This window comes from Gluconobacter cerevisiae (assembly GCF_015244675.1).
In the GTDB taxonomy this organism is placed as follows: Bacteria; Pseudomonadota; Alphaproteobacteria; order Acetobacterales; family Acetobacteraceae; genus Gluconobacter; species Gluconobacter cerevisiae.
Genome location: NZ_JABCQO010000015.1, coordinates 1 through 16928, shown reverse-complemented (window position 1 = coordinate 16928; position 16928 = coordinate 1). Strand labels below are relative to the sequence as shown.

General features: G+C 54.4%; 13 protein-coding genes. 10 read left to right on the top strand and 3 right to left on the bottom strand.

The window, feature by feature from the left end; all coding sequences use genetic code 11:
* The first annotated feature begins 37 nt into the window (after positions 1-37).
* Entirely contained in the window at positions 38-1255 is a 1218-nt protein-coding gene (locus tag HKD21_RS12990; protein ID WP_228121480.1) for an MFS transporter, read from the top strand.
* Here the strand turns inward: HKD21_RS12990 and HKD21_RS12985 are convergent.
* On the bottom strand, positions 1230-2318 hold the full coding sequence (locus HKD21_RS12985) for a Gfo/Idh/MocA family protein (protein ID WP_194256056.1): 1089 nt from the start codon (positions 2316-2318) through the stop codon (positions 1230-1232). The two genes, HKD21_RS12990 and HKD21_RS12985, sit on opposite strands and share 26 nt — an antisense overlap.
* 104 nt (positions 2319-2422) lie before the next feature.
* Between HKD21_RS12985 and HKD21_RS12980 the strand changes: the two genes are divergently transcribed.
* Both HKD21_RS12980 and mgrA read left to right on the top strand, forming a co-directional pair.
* A complete protein-coding gene (locus HKD21_RS12980) occupies positions 2423-3511 on the top strand; it encodes an LLM class flavin-dependent oxidoreductase (protein WP_194256055.1) in 1089 nt (362 codons plus the stop codon).
* A gap of 36 nt (positions 3512-3547) precedes the next feature.
* Positions 3548-4570 (top strand): L-glyceraldehyde 3-phosphate reductase, encoded by a 1023-nt coding sequence (gene mgrA, locus HKD21_RS12975; RefSeq protein WP_194256054.1) that lies wholly within the window; start codon positions 3548-3550, stop codon positions 4568-4570.
* A gap of 126 nt (positions 4571-4696) precedes the next feature.
* Here the strand turns inward: mgrA and HKD21_RS12970 are convergent, their stop codons facing one another.
* Together HKD21_RS12970 and HKD21_RS12965 are read right to left on the bottom strand one after the other, a co-directional pair.
* Positions 4697-5497, bottom strand: coding sequence for an SDR family NAD(P)-dependent oxidoreductase (locus HKD21_RS12970; protein WP_215748062.1), 801 nt, complete (start codon positions 5495-5497; stop codon positions 4697-4699).
* An 84-nt stretch (positions 5498-5581) separates the two neighbouring features.
* A complete protein-coding gene (locus HKD21_RS12965; protein WP_194256052.1) occupies positions 5582-7087 on the bottom strand; it encodes an efflux transporter outer membrane subunit in 1506 nt (501 codons plus the stop codon).
* 139 nt (positions 7088-7226) lie between these two features.
* Between HKD21_RS12965 and HKD21_RS12960 the strand changes: the two genes are divergently transcribed.
* The 7 genes from HKD21_RS12960 to HKD21_RS14660 all read left to right on the top strand — a co-directional run.
* A complete protein-coding gene (locus HKD21_RS12960) occupies positions 7227-7835 on the top strand; it encodes a TetR/AcrR family transcriptional regulator (protein WP_194256051.1) in 609 nt (202 codons plus the stop codon).
* Positions 7836-8021: 186 nt separating this feature from the next.
* Positions 8022-9017, top strand: coding sequence for an efflux RND transporter periplasmic adaptor subunit (locus HKD21_RS12955; protein ID WP_322782936.1), 996 nt, complete (start codon positions 8022-8024; stop codon positions 9015-9017).
* The gene (locus HKD21_RS12950) at positions 9014-12073 is read left to right on the top strand and encodes an efflux RND transporter permease subunit (RefSeq protein ID WP_194256049.1); all 3060 of its coding nucleotides are present in this window, start codon (positions 9014-9016) and stop codon (positions 12071-12073) included. Before HKD21_RS12955 ends, HKD21_RS12950 begins: the two co-directional genes overlap by 4 nt.
* 712 nt (positions 12074-12785) lie before the next feature.
* Entirely contained in the window at positions 12786-13838 is a 1053-nt protein-coding gene (metF, locus tag HKD21_RS12945; RefSeq protein WP_194256048.1) for a methylenetetrahydrofolate reductase [NAD(P)H], read from the top strand.
* Positions 13801-14409: an epoxyqueuosine reductase QueH gene (locus tag HKD21_RS12940; RefSeq protein WP_322782935.1), complete on the top strand. Its 609-nt coding sequence runs from the start codon at positions 13801-13803 to the stop codon at positions 14407-14409. The genes metF and HKD21_RS12940 overlap by 38 nt, the downstream gene beginning before the upstream one ends.
* A gap of 961 nt (positions 14410-15370) precedes the next feature.
* The gene (locus HKD21_RS12935) at positions 15371-16522 is read left to right on the top strand and encodes a site-specific integrase (RefSeq protein WP_194256046.1); all 1152 of its coding nucleotides are present in this window, start codon (positions 15371-15373) and stop codon (positions 16520-16522) included.
* Positions 16523-16787: 265 nt separating this feature from the next.
* Positions 16788-16928: NAD-dependent epimerase/dehydratase family protein (locus HKD21_RS14660; RefSeq protein WP_407646578.1), on the top strand; the 141-nt coding region annotated here is incomplete at its 3' end.

The window sequence follows — 16928 nt, the reverse complement described above, 5'->3', positions numbered from 1 at the left end:
GGCACAAGCGGACAAAGCAGAAGAACAATCTATCCTGATGCCCTCTCTGCTGTTTCTGATCGGTATCATAGCTTACGCAGACCGGCAGATTTTGGCCCTTCTAAAGCCTGAACTGGACCGTATTTTCGGCTGGACTGCCGCAGACTACGCTTCAATTTCCTCATGGTCACAGGCGACAATTGCTGTCAGCCTGCTGGTCAGTGGGTGGGTTGTCGATCGCCTGGGAATAAAAAAGACGCTGGGTTTTGGTCTGACAGGGTGGAGCCTTGCAACCATCCTGCATGCTGCGGTGCGGAGTGTCAGCGGCTTTTTAGCCGTTCGGGTTGCTCTGGGGCTGTTTGAGGGTGTGGGCACACCCGCCAGTATGAAGGCCATCAGAACGACATTCCCTCGTGATTCTCAGGGGCGCATGATCGGCCTGCTCAATGCGGCTCCAAATCTGGCCGCAATGGGCACACCTCTGATTGTAGTTCTTCTGTTCCCCGTGCTGGGGTGGCGCGGCACAACTATCGCGGTTGGTGCTTCAGGACTGCTTTGCGCGTTGCTCTGGTTCCGTTTTGCCCGCATGGGCGACAGCGAGGCACCGGCTTCGACAACCGCTCATGCGGAACACACAGCCCTCCCCGTCTGGTGCTGTGTTACAGGCTTTGCATTGGGAAAGTTTCTTACCGATCCGGTCTGGTGGTTCCTGCTGTTCTGGCTGCCCGACCTGCTTCATCGCCGCTTTGCACTTGAGCCGTCTTCCATGGGTTTTCCGCTCGCCATAGCCTACGGCATGGCAGGAATTGGCTCCATTCTGGGAGGGTACGGACCTTTTTTCCTGACGCGGGCCGGGTACAGGCATGAAACAGCACGACGCGCCATTATGGCTTTCGCCGCCTTATGCGCCCTGCCGCTCCCTCTGCTGCTCACGACGTCCAGCCTGACTTTCGGCATTGCAGTCTGCGGGCTTACTCTGGCAGCTCATCAGGCCTTCGCCACCAATCTGTTCGGGTTCATTACCGAGTGGGCTCCGACACGGATGACTGGGCGCGCAACGGGAGTAGGCGCTTTTGCGGGTAATATCGGCGGCGCACTCATGCTGCATCTTCTGGGGCAATTTGCGGCTCCGGGCCAGTCACTGAAGCCTGTTTTCGCTTACTGCGCCATCGCTTATATTCTGGGATGGCTCGCACTGGCGCTTTTCGCACCGGTTAGGAAACTTCTTTCCAAGACCGCCGATCCCGACCTTAACCCTCCAGTTCCGACAGTCTGACCACCCGTTTTTCCCGGGCACTGATCTCGGCTGCCGTCCCGATTTTTACGGCCAGAAGACCATCTGCGGCCGTCACCTGAACGGGTGCGCGCCCGGCGGCTGCATCCAGAAAGGCCAGGAGTTGGAAGTAAGTCGCCCCATGATGATGTCCGGCAGCCAATACGTCATCGCGGACTTCGATCGTCTCCCGCACAACGGCTTTGGGCTCACCCACAGGAACGCGGGGAGAGAAAACCTTGACCCCGGACGGAATACCCACTTCCAGCTTTGCGCGATCCCCAATCGCCACGAGCTGCTCCTGTTCTTCAGCCCCTTCTGCAAACATGCACAGATCCAGCATGGCGCGCACGCCATTGTCGAAGTCGACAATGGTATAGCTATTGTCGATGATATCAGGCGCCTGCCCGTCATAACGCTCATCAAGATGATTGACGTCCGCCGCTCCCGAACAAAAAACGCTGACAGGATTGGCACGTACGATACAGGTCATGAGATCGAAGAAATGACAGCATTTTTCGACCATCGTACCGCCCGTATTGCGGTTAAAGCGGTTCCAGTCTCCAACCTTGGCCAGAAACGGAAAGCGATGCTCATGGAGCGCCAGCCGCTTCAAAACACCGATCCTGCCCTCATGCACATCAGCAATGAAGCGTGAGACAGGGGGCATGAAGCGGTATTCCATCCCGACCCAGAAAATACCCTTCCGTCCGTCTGTCCGCGCGACAATGTCTGCGGCGTCCGCCACCGTAGTGCAAAGCGGCTTTTCGCAAAGAATATGAAGATCCGTATCGAGCAGCGGTAAAAGCACATCGTGATGCGTATAATTTGGCGATGCGACAATCACCGCATCAGCCTCAGTCACGGCAAGCATGGACGGAACGTCGGCATAAGCCGGAATATCGCCAGCATCCTCACCGAAACTGGCCCGCAGGCTTTCTTGTGCCCAGACGATGGAAGAAGGTTCAGGATCAACAAGCGCAACGACGCGTGTTCCGGGCACGAGCGCCAGATTACGGATATGTTCCTGAGCCATAAGGCCGGTACCAACGAGAATAAAACGCATTGTCCGCCACGTGTTGTTGTTAATGCCGTGAAGCGCGCTATACATCAATTAAACAAAGTGGTAAATAAGTATTCAACATTTATATTTAGTGACTAGGTCTTCAGATGTCAGCCCTTCCCGCCTCAACTCCATCCTGTGAAGTCAGTTGGTTCTCCGCCCTGTGTGATGATGACTATGAATTTCTCGGTGTTCCGGACAAGGCGCTCCAGTCATCCTGGGAACACTGCAGGAATATCGTACTGGGTGCGGAAAAAGGAGGCTTTGACCGTATCCTTCTGCCTTCCGGATACAGTCTGGGGCTGGATACAATCGCTTTTGCTGGTGGGATGGCTCCCCTGCTGCGTCGTCTGAAACTGCTGACAGCCATTCGCTGCGGAGAGGTCTGGCCCCCTCAACAGGCGAGACAGCTCGCTACGCTTGACCAGATGGCCGAAGGTCGTCTCGATATCAACATCATTTCCTCGGATCTTCCGGGCGAGACGCTGGAAAGCGCGCCGCGTTACAGACGCACCCTCGAATATATGCATATCCTGCGAGCCCTCCTAAACGGTCAGCCTGTCGAGACCCAGGGGGAGTTTTACAATCTGTCCATCGCTCCCCCTCGCTTGCAGGGCTACGGCGGCAAGTCTCCTCTGTTATATTTTGGCGGTCTTTCCGAAGCTGCCCGTGAAACAGCAGCGGCAGCGGCCGATGTCTATCTGATGTGGCCTGATACACTCGAAGGAGTTCGGGACGTCGTCACTGACATGCGGGCCCGTGCTGCCCGACACGGCCGCACCCTGAAGTTCGGCTATCGGGTGCATGTCATCGTTCGGGACACCGAAAGAGAAGCTTGCACTGCCGCCTCCCGCCTTGTTTCCAGACTGGATGCCTCCACCGGTGCCAGCATCCGAAACCGTTCACTCGATGCTGTGACGGCCGGAGTGCTGCGACAGGGAGAACTCAGGGATCGCGCCGATAGCGAAGGCTACGTCGAAGACATTCTGTGGACCGGCATTGGCCGGGCAAGGTCTGGCTGTGGTGCAGCCCTGGTTGGCACGCCCGACCAGATTCTGGCCAAGCTGCGCGCCTATCAGGAACTCGGGATGGAAGCCTTCATCCTGTCAGGCTACCCTCATCAGAGCGAATGCGACCTGTTCGCCCGGCATGTCTTGCCACATCTGAACCATGCTTCACTCTCCCGGTTTGACTGAAGCCAGCATCACGATACGCACAAAAAGGAAAGCCGCATGACCTGGACACCAGACCCCTCCCGTTATGAAACAGCGACCTTTCGTCGTTGTGGCCGCTCCGGCCTTGACCTGCCGCCCATTTCTCTTGGTTTGTGGCACAATTTCGGAGGCACTGACGTGTTCGAGACAGGTCGTGCCGTCATCAGGCGCGCCTTTGATCGTGGCGTAACGCACTTCGATCTGGCCAATAACTACGGACCGCCCTACGGCTCTGCCGAAGAAAATTTCGGCACGATCCTCAAAAAGGATTTTGCGGCCCATCGCGACGAAATGATTGTTTCTTCAAAAGCCGGATGGGACATGTGGCCCGGCCCGTATGGTAACGGCGGGTCCCGCAAATACCTTCTCGCCTCTCTCGACCAGAGCCTCCAGAGAATGGGGCTGGATTACGTCGATATTTTTTACTCCCATCGCCCAACGCCGGATGTCCCGCTTGAAGAGACAATGAGCGCTCTGGTGCAGATGCACCGTCAGGGCAAAGCGCTCTATGTTGGTATTTCGTCCTATGGTCCGGAGCGGACAAAACAGGCTGCTGCCATTCTGAAAGCTGAAGGCGTACCGCTCCTCATCCATCAACCGTCTTATTCGATGCTCAACCGCTGGGTTGAGGTGGAACTGCTCGATACACTCGAAAACCTTGGCGTTGGATGTATCGCTTTTTCTCCGCTGGCTCAGGGGCTTCTGACCAACAAATATCTCAATGGCGTTCCCGAAAACTCACGCGCAGCCATCGGAGACTCCTTTGTTCAGGCCATGCTCTCAGAGGACAATATCGCACATGTCCGGGCCCTGAATGACATTGCGCAAAAACGCGGACAGTCCCTCGCACAGATGGCCATTGCCTGGATCCTGCGCGATCCCCGTGTCACATCCGCCCTCATTGGCGCACGCAATGTTCAGCAACTTGACGATTCACTGGATGCCCTGAAAAACCAGTCTTTCAGCGCGGATGAACTGAAACTGATTGATCAATATGCCCGCGAAGGACATATCGACCTCTGGCGCAACCTGTCTGAGTAAAGAATAGCAATATTCACTCTCTGCAAAAGGCTCGCTGGCATGATCCGGCGAGCCTTTTGCAGATCTCAATCAGCACAATTTTTCTGGCATATTAGCGTCCTGTCAAAAAAATCTCGCCATGATTATTTACGGGCCAAGCACTGTCTTCATTGCAGCTCTTTGCATGGATCGCGGCATCAGACGATTAGAGAACACGACGAATTTGTTCATGATACCGGCGGTCACACTTGCCCGCCCCTTCCAGAGCGCACGCAATCCACTCTGAACCACCGGACGGGGCTGCATGGTCAGCAGGCGTAGCGCAGCTGAGACAGTTGCTCCGGCGACGGCATCAAATCCAGTCTCGGTATGACCCGGACAAAGCGCAGTCACGGTGACGCCGCAGGAGCGGAGTTCGTCATGAAGTGCCTCTCCAAAAGAAAGCACATAGGCTTTTGTTGCGGCATAAGCTGCATAGGTCGGCACTGGCTGAAATGCCAATAGGCTTGCGACGAGAAGAATATGACCATGACCTCGAGCCGCCATATCCTGCCCGAACACATAACTCAGTTCCGTAAGTGCTGTTACGTTGAGTTGAATCATATCGACGGTGCGCTCAATTGGCGTTTCCAGAAAATTGCCATGCAGTCCGTACCCGGCGTTATTCACCAGAACGTCGATCTGAAGCGACCTTATCTCCAAATATCCCTTGAGAGCGGCCGCTGCACCCGGAACCGCAAGATCAGCAGGCTGCACAACGACTTCCACGCCATGTTTGATCCGAAGCTGTTCAGCCAGGATTTCCATCGGCTCCTGTCGCCGTGCCACCAGAACGAGATTGTATCCTTGCGCTGCCAGCACATCAGCAAAATCAATACCAAGACCACTTGAAGCACCCGTCACCAGAGCTCTTTTCTGAATGGAATTCACGCTGTTATTCCCAGGCATTTTTTCTGCTTCCGAAATATTCTGGTTCATATCCCGTTCTTTCAGGTTGGAGTATTACGACAACAATGGTGATGGTCTGTTGAACTAACGTGAAGCCAGTCTGGTGACGTCCGTCGCCCCTTCCCAGCCCCCGCCAATCGCCCTGAAGGATCTGACAGCCGCACGGGCAGTTTCGCTCTGAGTGTCGGCCTGACGGTCTTCGGCTTCCAGCAACTGCCGATTGGCATCGAGTACATCCGTCAACGGGATGACCCCCGCCCTGTAAGACTGGCTGGAGAGATCCCGCGCCTGCGTCAAAGATGCGACTTCAATTCCGAGATTTTCCGCACGTTTTTCAGATTGCTCCAACGCCATGAAAGCGTTTTCCACATCTTCGGCTGCGTGAAGAACAGTCGATCGGTATTGTGCCAGTTGTTCGGCATAAGCTCCTTTTGCCTGCTGAACCTCCGCATCAATCTTGCCAAAGTCAAAAATTCTCCATCGAAGGGCGCCAGACGCTGACGGCCCGAAACCAGCTGGCGTAAACATCTTGTTCACGCTCAGGCTCTGGAAGCCCAGAGCCCCCGAGAGTGAAAGTTTTGGATAATAATCCGCCAATGCCCGCCCGATACGGGCATTCGACGCGGCAAGACGTCGCTCAGACGCAATAACATCGGGGCGACGCCTTAAAACATCTGCGGGCGTGACATTCCCAATGGATGGGATCGTTGGCGGAGGCGAGGACAGCGCCAGTTCCTGTGCATAGGTTCCCGGCTGCACGCCCATCAGAACATCCAACCGGTTGAGTTGTACCTCCAAAGCGACCCGCAGCACCGGCACTGTCTCCCGTGCAGACTGGAGAAGCGCCTGCGCCTGATCGACCTCGCGCTGCGACGCAACACCCCGCGCATATCTTTGCTGCACAAGATTCAGAAGATGGGCGTCTGTCGTGATCTGATCTTCTGCAACATGCAGCCGGGCCTGATATCCACGGATCTGGAAATAAGCGTCCGCTGCATCCCCTGCGACACTGACCCGCACCCCGGCACTCTGCGCGATTGCCGCCTCGGCTTCGTCTCTGGCCGCCTCATGACCCCGCCGCAGTCCTCCGAAAAGATCCATCTCCCAACTGGCAACGCCATGCACGTCGTAAGCCCGCTGGTCACGATTATACCCCGGAAAATTCCGTGCCATGCGGCCAATCAGCCCTTCGTTGGACAGACGGTAAGCCGAGACCTGCGGAGTAAAATCCAGTGTCGGCAACATTTGCGCGGCAGCGGCCTCGGCCGCACCATGAGCCTGTCGTATACGACCGACTGCCGCTTCAAGATCGAGGTTCTGCGTCAGAACACGCTGCTCAATACGCACCAGTTCGGGATCGTGAAATCCTTCCCACCAGCGATCCAGAGGCAGTGGCGCCTGTCCTGCAACATTGTTCTCAAAACCGGAATTATGAAACGCAGCAAGATCCGTATGTGGCGCCTTGTAATCCGGTCCGACTGCGCAGGCTCCAAGACCCAGCATAACGACAGAAGACAGGAAAAGCCGCTCGACTGGGAGCGGCCTGAAGGATTTCGGCAGGATCGTTCGCGCAGTATGATCGACAGCCATATGTTTCATACCCCAAATGTAAGACCAGAAATGCTGTCTGGGCATGCAATACGAGTGAATGGTTTCCATATTCGTCACTCGTTGTCAATGCGGGGTGGGAGGTTTACAAGGCTCTGAAGGCACACAGCAGGACGAGACGATGACCAGAAAACCATCAGGGCAGCGAGGACCAGTCGATCACGAACGCAGGGACCAGATTATCGCGGCCGCTCACGAACACTTCAGACTCTACGGCTACAAGAAAACAACCGTCGCGGATCTGGCTAAGGCAATCGGTCTCTCGACCGCCTATCTCTATAAATTCTTCGAATCCAAAAAAGCCATCGGCGAAGCGATCTGCTCCCTTTGTCACGACACGCTCCTGAGCGACATTCAGGCCATCGTAAAAGACAACATTACACCCTCTGAAAAACTGCGGAAAATCTTTCAGTCTCTTGCTCATAACGGCGCAGAGCTTTTCCTGCATGATCGCAAGATGCACGACATCGTAGCGTCTGCGATTGAGGAGAAATGGCACGCCGCCATCGCCTTCGATCAGGAATTAAGCAGCATCATCCGCAACCTTCTTCTAGAGGGCCGCGAGCGGGGGGAGTTCGAACGCAAAACCCCCATTGACGAGACCTGCCGGGCGATCGTCCTGAGCCTCCAGCCAATCAGGCACCCTGCCCTTCTGGAGTACAATCTGGAAACTCTCGATAATGATGCGACGATGATCGCCAATCTGGTGCTACGCAGCCTAGCACCATAGATTTATTTGTGACGGATTGACAAATCGTTCACAAATAAACAGGATGAGATATTATTTTCGTCCTGGAGCCCTTCAATGGCCGTCTTGCGCCCGCCCCGCCTTGCGGTGGTCACCTTATCCGCCACGTTAGGACTCATCGGCTGCAAACATGAGGATCAACACGACCCTCGTGTTGCGGATCGGGTGGTGCAAGCTGCCCACATCGAACGCGCGGACAGTGAGTCCTACCGCTTTACAGGTACCGTCGTCGCACGCGTACAGAGTGATCTTGGTTTTCGTATTCAGGGCAAAATCATTGAGCGTTTGGTTGATGCCGGCCAGCAGGTAAAAGCTGGTCAGGTGCTGATGCGTCTGGACCCAACCGACTATGTCCATGCCCTGACAGCACAGACCGGCAGCATGGCTTCCGCTCGTGCCCGTTGGATAAAGGCCGCGGCTGATGAAAAACGCTATCGCGGGCTTGTCGGGACGGGAGCGGCCTCTGCCATAACCTATGATGAGATGAAGGCAGAGGCTGACAGTGCAAAAGCCCAGCTCGATGCCGCCATTGCGCAGGAAAAAGTTGCCCGCAACCAGGACGACTATTCGCTGCTTCGGGCCGATGCTGACGGAGTAATTGTCGAGACACGCGCAGAACCCGGACAGGTCGTCTCGAGCGGCCAGACGGTTATCGTTCTGGCACATGCCGGCCCACGCGAAGCCCGTATCGACCTGCCCGAGGGCCTTCTTCGTCCTGCATTGCACTCTGACGTTCAGGCCATTCTGTATGGCGGTACGCAGAGCGTGCCAGCGTATCTGCGACAGCTTTCCGATGCTTCGGATTCCACGACACGGACCTACGAGGCCCGTTATGTCATGGAGGGTGAAGGAGCAGCAGCCGCCCTCGGCGCCACGGTACAGGTCCGTTTCCCGACCGAGGTAGCGCGTGAAAATCTGCAAGTTCCTTTAGGTTCTCTGGACGACGAAGGAGAAGGCCAAGGGATATGGGTTGTGGATCGCACGACCTCCCGCGTGAGCTTTCACAAGGTGGAGATTTCACGTCTGACGGCAGAAAACGCCGTGCTCAGGCTCACCGAGGACCCTGCCCTGACGGTCGGGGCAACCATCGTCGCAATCGGCGGTCATTACCTCCATAACGATGAGCAGGTCGCTCTCGCCCATGAGAAAGTGGCGATGCAATGAGCCGCTTCAATCTCTCGGCTCTTGCCGTTCGTGAGCGCGGGATTACTCTCTTTCTGATTATCGCTCTCAGTCTCGCTGGAGCTTTTGCCTTCAGGCAGCTCGGGCGCGCTGAAGACCCTACTTTCACGGTCAAAAGCTTTACCGTCTCCGCTGCATGGCCGGGGGCCACAGCGCAGGAAATGCAGGATCTCGTCGCCGACCCGCTGGAGAAACGGCTTCAGGAACTCCAGTGGTATGACAGGGTCGAGACGCTGGCCAGACCCGGCATGACCGTCCTTCTGGTGACGCTGAAGGACAGTACGCCGCCATCCGCGGTACCGGAGCAGTTCTATCAGGCGCGCAAGAAGCTTTTCGATACGCCCCCCAAGCTACCGCGCGGCGTCATGGGACCTTTCGTCAACGACGAATACAGTGATGTCGATTTCGCGGTTTACGCGATTGAGGGCCATGGCCTCCCCGAGCGTTTGCTGGTTCGCCATGCCGAGACCGTTCGTCAGCGCCTTCTGCATGTCCCTGGCGTGCGAAAGGTCGATATCGTCGGAGAACGTCCAGAGCAGATTTTCGTCAATTTTTCCAATTCACGTCTCGCTACGCTTGGCATTCGCCCACAGGATATTTTCAACACCCTCGTCCGCCAGAACAATGTCACTGCGGCGGGTTCGATCGATACCAGTGGTCCGCAGGTTTTCATCCGTCTGGACGGAAAATTCACCGATCTCGAAGCGATCCGTGACACGCCGGTCACAGCCCATGGTCGCACCTTCAGGATATCCGACATCGCGACTGTGGAACGGGGCTATGAAGACCCTGCGACCTACTTGATCCGGCACAATGGCGAGCAGGCTCTGGTCCTCAACGTCGTGATGCAGGAGCGCTGGAACGGACAGACACTGGGGCATGCACTGGACGAAGCAGGAAAGACTCTTTCCTCTGGCCTGCCGCAGGGTGTCACCTTGACCAAGGTTGTCGATCAGGCCGTGAACATCCACGAAGCGGTCGGCGAATTCATGCTGAAATTTTTCGTCGCGCTGGTCGTAGTCATGATTGTCTGCCTCATCAGTCTGGGCTGGCGTGTCGGCATCGTGGTTGCAGCCGCTGTGCCCCTCACACTGGCAACCGTCATGATCATCATGCATTTGACGGGCCGCGCCCTTGATCGCATCACCCTCGGTGCCCTGATCATTTCTCTTGGCCTTCTGGTGGACGACGCGATCATTGCCATCGAGATGATGGTCGTAAAACTTGAAGAAGGTTATGAGCGCACCAAGGCTGCCGCCTATGCCTGGAGCCACACTGCTGCTCCGATGCTGGCAGGCACTCTGGTCACGGTTATCGGCTTTACACCGGTCGGTTTCGCAAAATCCACGGCCGGCGAATATGCGGGGAACATTTTCTGGGTAGTCGGATTTGCACTAATCGCCTCCTGGATCGTGGCGGTCGTTTTCACACCGTATCTCGGCGTGAAACTGCTTCCCGAAATCCATCAGGTCGATAACGAACACGGGTCGCCGTACATGACGCCCCGCTATCAGAAATTCCGACGTCTCGTCATCTGGGCCATACGCCGAAAATTTCTTGTCGCCAGCAGTGTAGGCATGGTGTTCGTTCTGGCAGTCATGGGGATGGGAGCCGTCAAGCAGCAGTTCTTTCCAACATCAGACCGCCCCGAGGTTCTGGTCGAAGTTCAGATGCCTGAAGGTACAAGTATCGAAGCGACCAGCAAAATCACCGCGAGAGTGGAAAGCTGGCTGCGTACCCAGCCTGAAGCCCGGATTGTGACCAGCTATGTCGGTGCTGGCGCACCCCGATTTTTCTTTGCCTATAACCCTGAACTCCCCGATCCGTCTTTTGCCAAAATCATCGTTCTGACGCCTGACGAAAAAGCGCGCGACCGCCTGAAGTTTAAGCTTCGCACGAAAGTTGCTCAAGGACTGGCGCCGGAGGCTCGTATCCGCGCAACCCAGTTGGTATTTGGCCCCTATTCGCACTTTCCCGTCGCATTTCGCATCATGGGTCCTGACGCGGACGAACTAAGAGTGATTGCCCGGCAAGTGCAGGACATCATGCGGAAAAATCCGAACACCCGTCAGGTGAACACCGACTGGGGTGAACGTGCGCCCACAGCCCATTTTCTGCTGGATCAGGCACGTTTGCGGCTCTTGGGTCTGACACCGGAAGCCGCGGCTTCTCAGATCCAGTTTCTGCTTCTGGGCATCCCGGTCACACAAATCCGCGAAGACGTCAGGGCCGTCGATCTGATCGCCCGAAGCGCTGGTCATGACCGCCTTGATCCTGCGCGTCTCAAAGACATGATCATCAGCAATAATGAGGGAGGCGCAGTTTCCCTGAACCAGATCGGCCATATAGACTATCGCGCGGAAGATCCGATCCTGCGCAGGCGTGATCGTGTTCCGACTATAACTGTTCAGAGCGATATCGACGAAAACCTTCAACCCCCTCAGGTCTCAGCAGAGATTGAGACCGCCCTCACCCAGTTGAAGACGACATTGCCGACAGGGTATCGCATTGAAACTGGCGGGAACACCGAGGAGGCAGGCAAAGCCAATCGCGCGCTTCTCCCGATCTTCCCGGTGATGATCCTCCTGACGCTTCTCGTTCTGGTCATTGAAACGCGCAGCATGTCAGCAATGATGATGGTCTTTCTGACGGCTCCTCTGGGGCTGATTGGCACCGTCCCTGTCTTACTACTCTTTCATCAGCCCTTCGGCTTCAATGCGATTCTGGGGTTGATCGGACTGTCGGGCATATTGATGCGCAACACGCTGATCCTCATCGGGCAGATCAAGGTCAATCAGGCAGAAGGGCTTGATCCATTCCATGCGGTCGTTGAAGCCACTGTGCAGCGCGCGCGTCCTGTTATTCTCACCGCACTCGCCGCCGTGTTGGCCTTCATACCCCTGACAGAGTCAGTCTTCTGGGGCTCCATGGCCTTTACGCTCATTGGCGGAACGGCTGCAGGAACAGTACTGATCCTAATCTTTCTACCCGCTCTTTATGCGATCTGGTACAAAATCAAACCAATAGCAGAAGCATAAATACACAAAATCATGACGACCTGAAAAAACAGGTCGTCATGAGAGAACAATTTTATTAAAGAAGCTGCAAAGCACTATGGATTATTTTCCTTAACTGCATGAAAATAGTCCAAAAAGAGATAAATCAGGTTATCTTGCCAGTATCAGCGAAACACGGCCAACTCTGATAGCAATCTCCCTCTATAGCGCCCGTACAGCTTGTCAAAGTTCATTAAGCGCGTTGAAAAAGAATTAATCCAGAGCCTCCCGGCGCCGAGATTGAGGAAATTCATGAAGGATCAGACTGTCTCGTTGTAACGGATTGCGATCCCCATAGCGCCAGCCAGTCTGTTTTTCTGCGGCGCACTTTGGCCTTTGAGTAATAGAATTAACTGGCAACACTCCATGAATCAGCAGATCCTAGCGGAAGTTGTCACTGTTATAACCCCGATCTGCCAGCATGGCTCTGATCGGTTTAGCCTGATCAAGGGGCATATGATTGATATGAAACGTCTCATTCGATAAATGCAAAAAATTCATATATTTATAAAAATAAATCATTTCTGCTTATCATCACGGCCTCTTATCGTAATAGTCCCATGCCTGACACGGATAGTTTTCCTTGGTCGTCACCGACCTCACGACCTTACTTCGCTCTGAATTCAAACTCGCATTCGTTTCCATCTGAGGCTTTCAGGAAAAGGTGCGGAAGCTATTATCGTATGCGGCTAATATGACCGACACACTCACCAATTGGCTGTCAGAAAAGCGTATTAACGGACTGTTATCGCGTAACTTCGAAGCTCCAATCCTGTCTTTTGAGTTTATCCCACCGCGAACAGACGCAATGGAACAGCGGCTCTGGCACTGCATCCGGCGCCTCACCCCTCTTGCTCCTCGCTTTGTTTCGGTCACCTATGGTGCCGGCGGGACCACCCAGGTCGGTACGCTCTCAACGGTATTGCGTCTGAGGCGGGAGACAGACATCGTACCAGCCGCTCACCTGACTTGTGTCGGAGCAACTCGCGAGGAGGTGGATGAACTGGCCCGTCGCTATTGGGACGCTGGCGTTAAACATATCGTGGCCCTGCGTGGTGATTCTCCCACAGCCACGGGTGGTTACTCTCCGCAATCAAATGGCTACACTTATGCTAGCGATCTTGTTGCCGGTCTGCGTCGCATCGCGGATTTCGATATCTCTGTGGCCGCCTATCCTGAGACCCACCCTACTGCGTCAAGCCCAGAAGCTGATCTGGACAATCTCAAGCGCAAGATTGATGCGGGGGCGACACGCGCCATCACGCAGTATTTCTTTGATATTGAGATCTATCTACGTTTTTTGGACCGCTGCCTGAAGGCCGGAATTAGTGCGCCAATCATTCCTGGTATTATGCCGGTTTCGAACTACGAACAGATCGTGCGCTTCTCAGCCTTGTGTGGAGTAACAGTTCCGGTGTGGTTGAAACATCTGTTTGAAGGTACAGCGAAGGATCCTGAACTTCGTCGTATCGTCTCAACTATGGTGGCGGTGGAGCAGATCCGTACCTTGCAGGCCTATGGCATTAACGAGTTTCATGTCTCCACGCTGAACCGATCTGACCTCGTTTACGCGATTGCTCATATTCTCGGGGTACGCCCTATGCACCAGGGCGCATCTCATAATTTGATAGACTCTTTAGAAAAAATGGAAATCTTCGATGAACGAGAAACCCCGACAGATCTTAACACCACCGAATGGACACAAGAAGGTGCTCCTCCATTCATGCTGCGCACCCTGTTCGGGTGAAGTGATGGAGGCGATGACTGCATCGGGTATCGACTACACGATCTTCTTCTACAATCCGAACATCCATCCCGAACGGGAATATCTCCTCCGCAAGGATGAAAACATCCGTTTTGCCCATAAACATGGCATTCCTTTCATTGATGCCGACTACGACCGGGACAACTGGTTTGCCCGTGCGAAAGGCATGGAATGGGAGCCGGAACGCGGTATACGTTGCACCATGTGTTTCGACATGCGCTTCGAGCGCACAGCGCTTTACGCTCACGAACACGGTTTCCCGGTAATGACCAGTTCTCTCGGTATTTCGCGATGGAAGAACATGGCGCAGATCAATGACTGCGGCCAACGCAGTGTATCCCCTTATAAAGGGCTGTCTTACTGGGATTTCAACTGGCGTAAGGGTGGAGGGTCCGCCCGGATGATTGAAATCAGCAAGCAGGAGAAGTTCTATCAGCAGGAATATTGCGGCTGCGCCTATTCACTGCGAGATACCAATGCTCATCGTCGCAGTCAGGAGCGTCTGCCGATCGAGCTTGGTAAACTCTACTATGGAACCGATGATGAAGCCTGATCACACACAAGACCAAGGGAGTTGTTTGCTCGATAATGCTTCGATCCCGAACACGGCGAAAGAAAGTAAGCAGCATGCATCTTCTGTGACCTGCGATACTCCGGAGAACAATGTTCTGGAAGAGAAAAACTACCCCGGATGTCCGTGCTGTATGAATCCATGGTTTCGTTGATCCAGGCAGAAGGCTACCCAAACAGTAAAACAAATCGCTCTTATGCTCTTATCAGACTCAAGATTCGTAGCCAGAACATGACGGTTGCAGCGAGGCAGATGGCGGAGAACAAGGAGGTTTGACATTTGTCGTAGCGTTTGGACGTATCGCGGTTTAGTTCCGAACCTTTAAGACCGAAATTGGTTTAGGAGAGAATTGGAATGGGACGAGTTTACAAGGCTGAGTTCAGAGACGAGGCGATGCGTTTAGCTCTAAGCAGCGGCCTGTCGCGTGAGCTTATTGCCCAGGCTCTAGGAGTTGGGTCTTCGACGTTGAAGACATGGATCTGTGATACCCCGAAGCATTACACTGTCGTTACAGGGGAACTCATGGCTTTTTGTTGGACATCACAACGCGCTATTGCCTTGCGTCAGCAACCAGCAGGCTAAATCCATCATTCTGATCGTGGCGGTCAGTGCTGTTGCTCAGAGGAACTGGAAAATATCCTGAGCTGGATCGAGCGTCACGCGATCAGGGGGCCAGAAACACGAACACTCCCGGAGCGATGCTCACAGGAGTGTCGGTATCATTGGTTGCGGGGGTAGGATTTGAACCTACGGCCTTCAGGTTATGAGTTAGGGATTTGGGCCTACGCCCCTCCCCGCCCGAGCCGACAGAACTACGCCCAACCACGCAGAACCCCTTATTTTCCTTGAAAAACTGTCCCATCAGGCTACGCAATTGTCGTACCGGCTACGCCCGGTTTCGCATTCATCTGTTTCCTATATGTTTCCTGCGATGGGGGCAAACATGGCCAAGCTCAGCAAGAAAACCGTCACCTCTGCCGACCCGACAGAGAAGGATTATTTCCTCTGGGATGACAGCATTCCGGCCTTCGCAGTCCGAGTGTGGCCATCCGGCCGAAAAGTGTACGTCATTCATTATCGCGCCGGCGGCCGCATGCGCCGCTACACGATCGGACAACATGGAAGCCCATGGACGGCCGATCTCGCGCGTGAAGAAGCCATCAAGGTTCTTGCACGGGTTCATAGCGGCGAAAATCCGTCGGATACTCGCGTAGAAGAACGCAAGGCGATGACCGTCAGGGAATTCAGCAACCGTTTTCTGGACGAATATGTGGATGTCCACCTCAAACCAACGACCCAAAGCGAGTATAAGAGAGCTGTGGATCTGTTCATCGTTCCGAAATTCGGGACATGGCGGATGGCAGATATATCGCGTGCGGACGTCTCCGAATTTCACGGGGATCTACGACATATTCCTTATCAGGCCAATCGCACGCTCGGCGTGCTGTCCAAAATGTTCAGCCTGGCAGACCTCTGGGGTATTCGGACTGACGGTCTCAACCCGTGCCGTGGCGTTCAGCGCTATAAGGAAGAGAAGCGCGAGCGTTATCTAACCCAGGAAGAATATGCGCGCCTCGGCGCCACACTCAATGAAGCAGAGGATATGCCAGAGGCCTTCTGGGCGATCCGTCTGCTTATCCTGACAGGTTGCCGACTACGCGAAATCCAGACTCTGCAATGGAGTCACGTTTTCTTCGACCAATCTGAATTGAGGCTGCCTGACAGTAAAACCGGGGCCAAAATCGTCCAGATCGGACAAGCGGCCATGAACGTAATCAAATCCATCCCCCGGTTGGAGGACAATCCTTATGTCATTACCGGACGGAAAAAAGGTGGCTATCTAACTGACCTACAAAAACCGTGGCGCCGTATTCGCAAAGCCGCGGGTCTGGACGACGTCAGGATTCATGATCTGCGCCATTCCTTCGCTTCTGACGCACTGGAAATGGGAGCTGACCTGACGATGATCGGTCGTATGCTGGGACACAGCGATATCAAGACGACAGCTCGTTACGCTCACTTAAAGCGGGAGAACGTGAGGCTCTCAACCAACCTTGTGTCCGAGAAAATCTCCGCGGCGCTTTTGGGTCGCTAAAATACAATCAATACAGAAAAATCTCCTCTAGTTTCGAATGATAGAATATATATCGTTAATATGTATCTAAATATTAACAACTCAATTTGAAAAGGGATTTTTTTATTTTAGAAATTTCACCATATAATTAAAAGGGAATTCTATATCTTTTGATGAAATATTTTCATCACGTCATTGAAAGGTATTGGGGAAGGGAAATGAAGAAATAAGCGTTATCTTCCAATGCACAGACCATGCGTAAACGCGCGCCTCACAAATCGGGAGAATGACAATGTCGAGAATTATCGTCATCGGCGGCACGGGCCATATCGGGACATATCTTGTGCCAGCGCTTATCGATCAAAGTCACGAGGTGGTCAGTGTCAGCCGTGGGCTAGCCAGAAGCTACACCCATAACGCCGCATGG

Excerpts from the sequence above, each read along its gene's own strand:
- HKD21_RS12990 (WP_228121480.1), top strand. The coding sequence starts at position 38 with ATGCCCTCTCTGCTGTTTCTGATCGGTATCATAGCTTACGCAGACCGG.
- HKD21_RS12985 (WP_194256056.1), bottom strand. The coding sequence starts at position 2,318 with ATGCGTTTTATTCTCGTTGGTACCGGCCTTATGGCTCAGGAACATATC.
- HKD21_RS12980 (WP_194256055.1), top strand. The coding sequence starts at position 2,423 with ATGTCAGCCCTTCCCGCCTCAACTCCATCCTGTGAAGTCAGTTGGTTC.
- mgrA (WP_194256054.1), top strand. The coding sequence starts at position 3,548 with ATGACCTGGACACCAGACCCCTCCCGTTATGAAACAGCGACCTTTCGT.
- HKD21_RS12970 (WP_215748062.1), bottom strand. The coding sequence starts at position 5,497 with ATGCCTGGGAATAACAGCGTGAATTCCATTCAGAAAAGAGCTCTGGTG.
- HKD21_RS12965 (WP_194256052.1), bottom strand. The coding sequence starts at position 7,087 with ATGGCTGTCGATCATACTGCGCGAACGATCCTGCCGAAATCCTTCAGG.
- HKD21_RS12960 (WP_194256051.1), top strand. The coding sequence starts at position 7,227 with ATGACCAGAAAACCATCAGGGCAGCGAGGACCAGTCGATCACGAACGC.
- HKD21_RS12950 (WP_194256049.1), top strand. The coding sequence starts at position 9,014 with ATGAGCCGCTTCAATCTCTCGGCTCTTGCCGTTCGTGAGCGCGGGATT.
- metF (WP_194256048.1), top strand. The coding sequence starts at position 12,786 with ATGACCGACACACTCACCAATTGGCTGTCAGAAAAGCGTATTAACGGA.
- HKD21_RS12935 (WP_194256046.1), top strand. The coding sequence starts at position 15,371 with ATGGCCAAGCTCAGCAAGAAAACCGTCACCTCTGCCGACCCGACAGAG.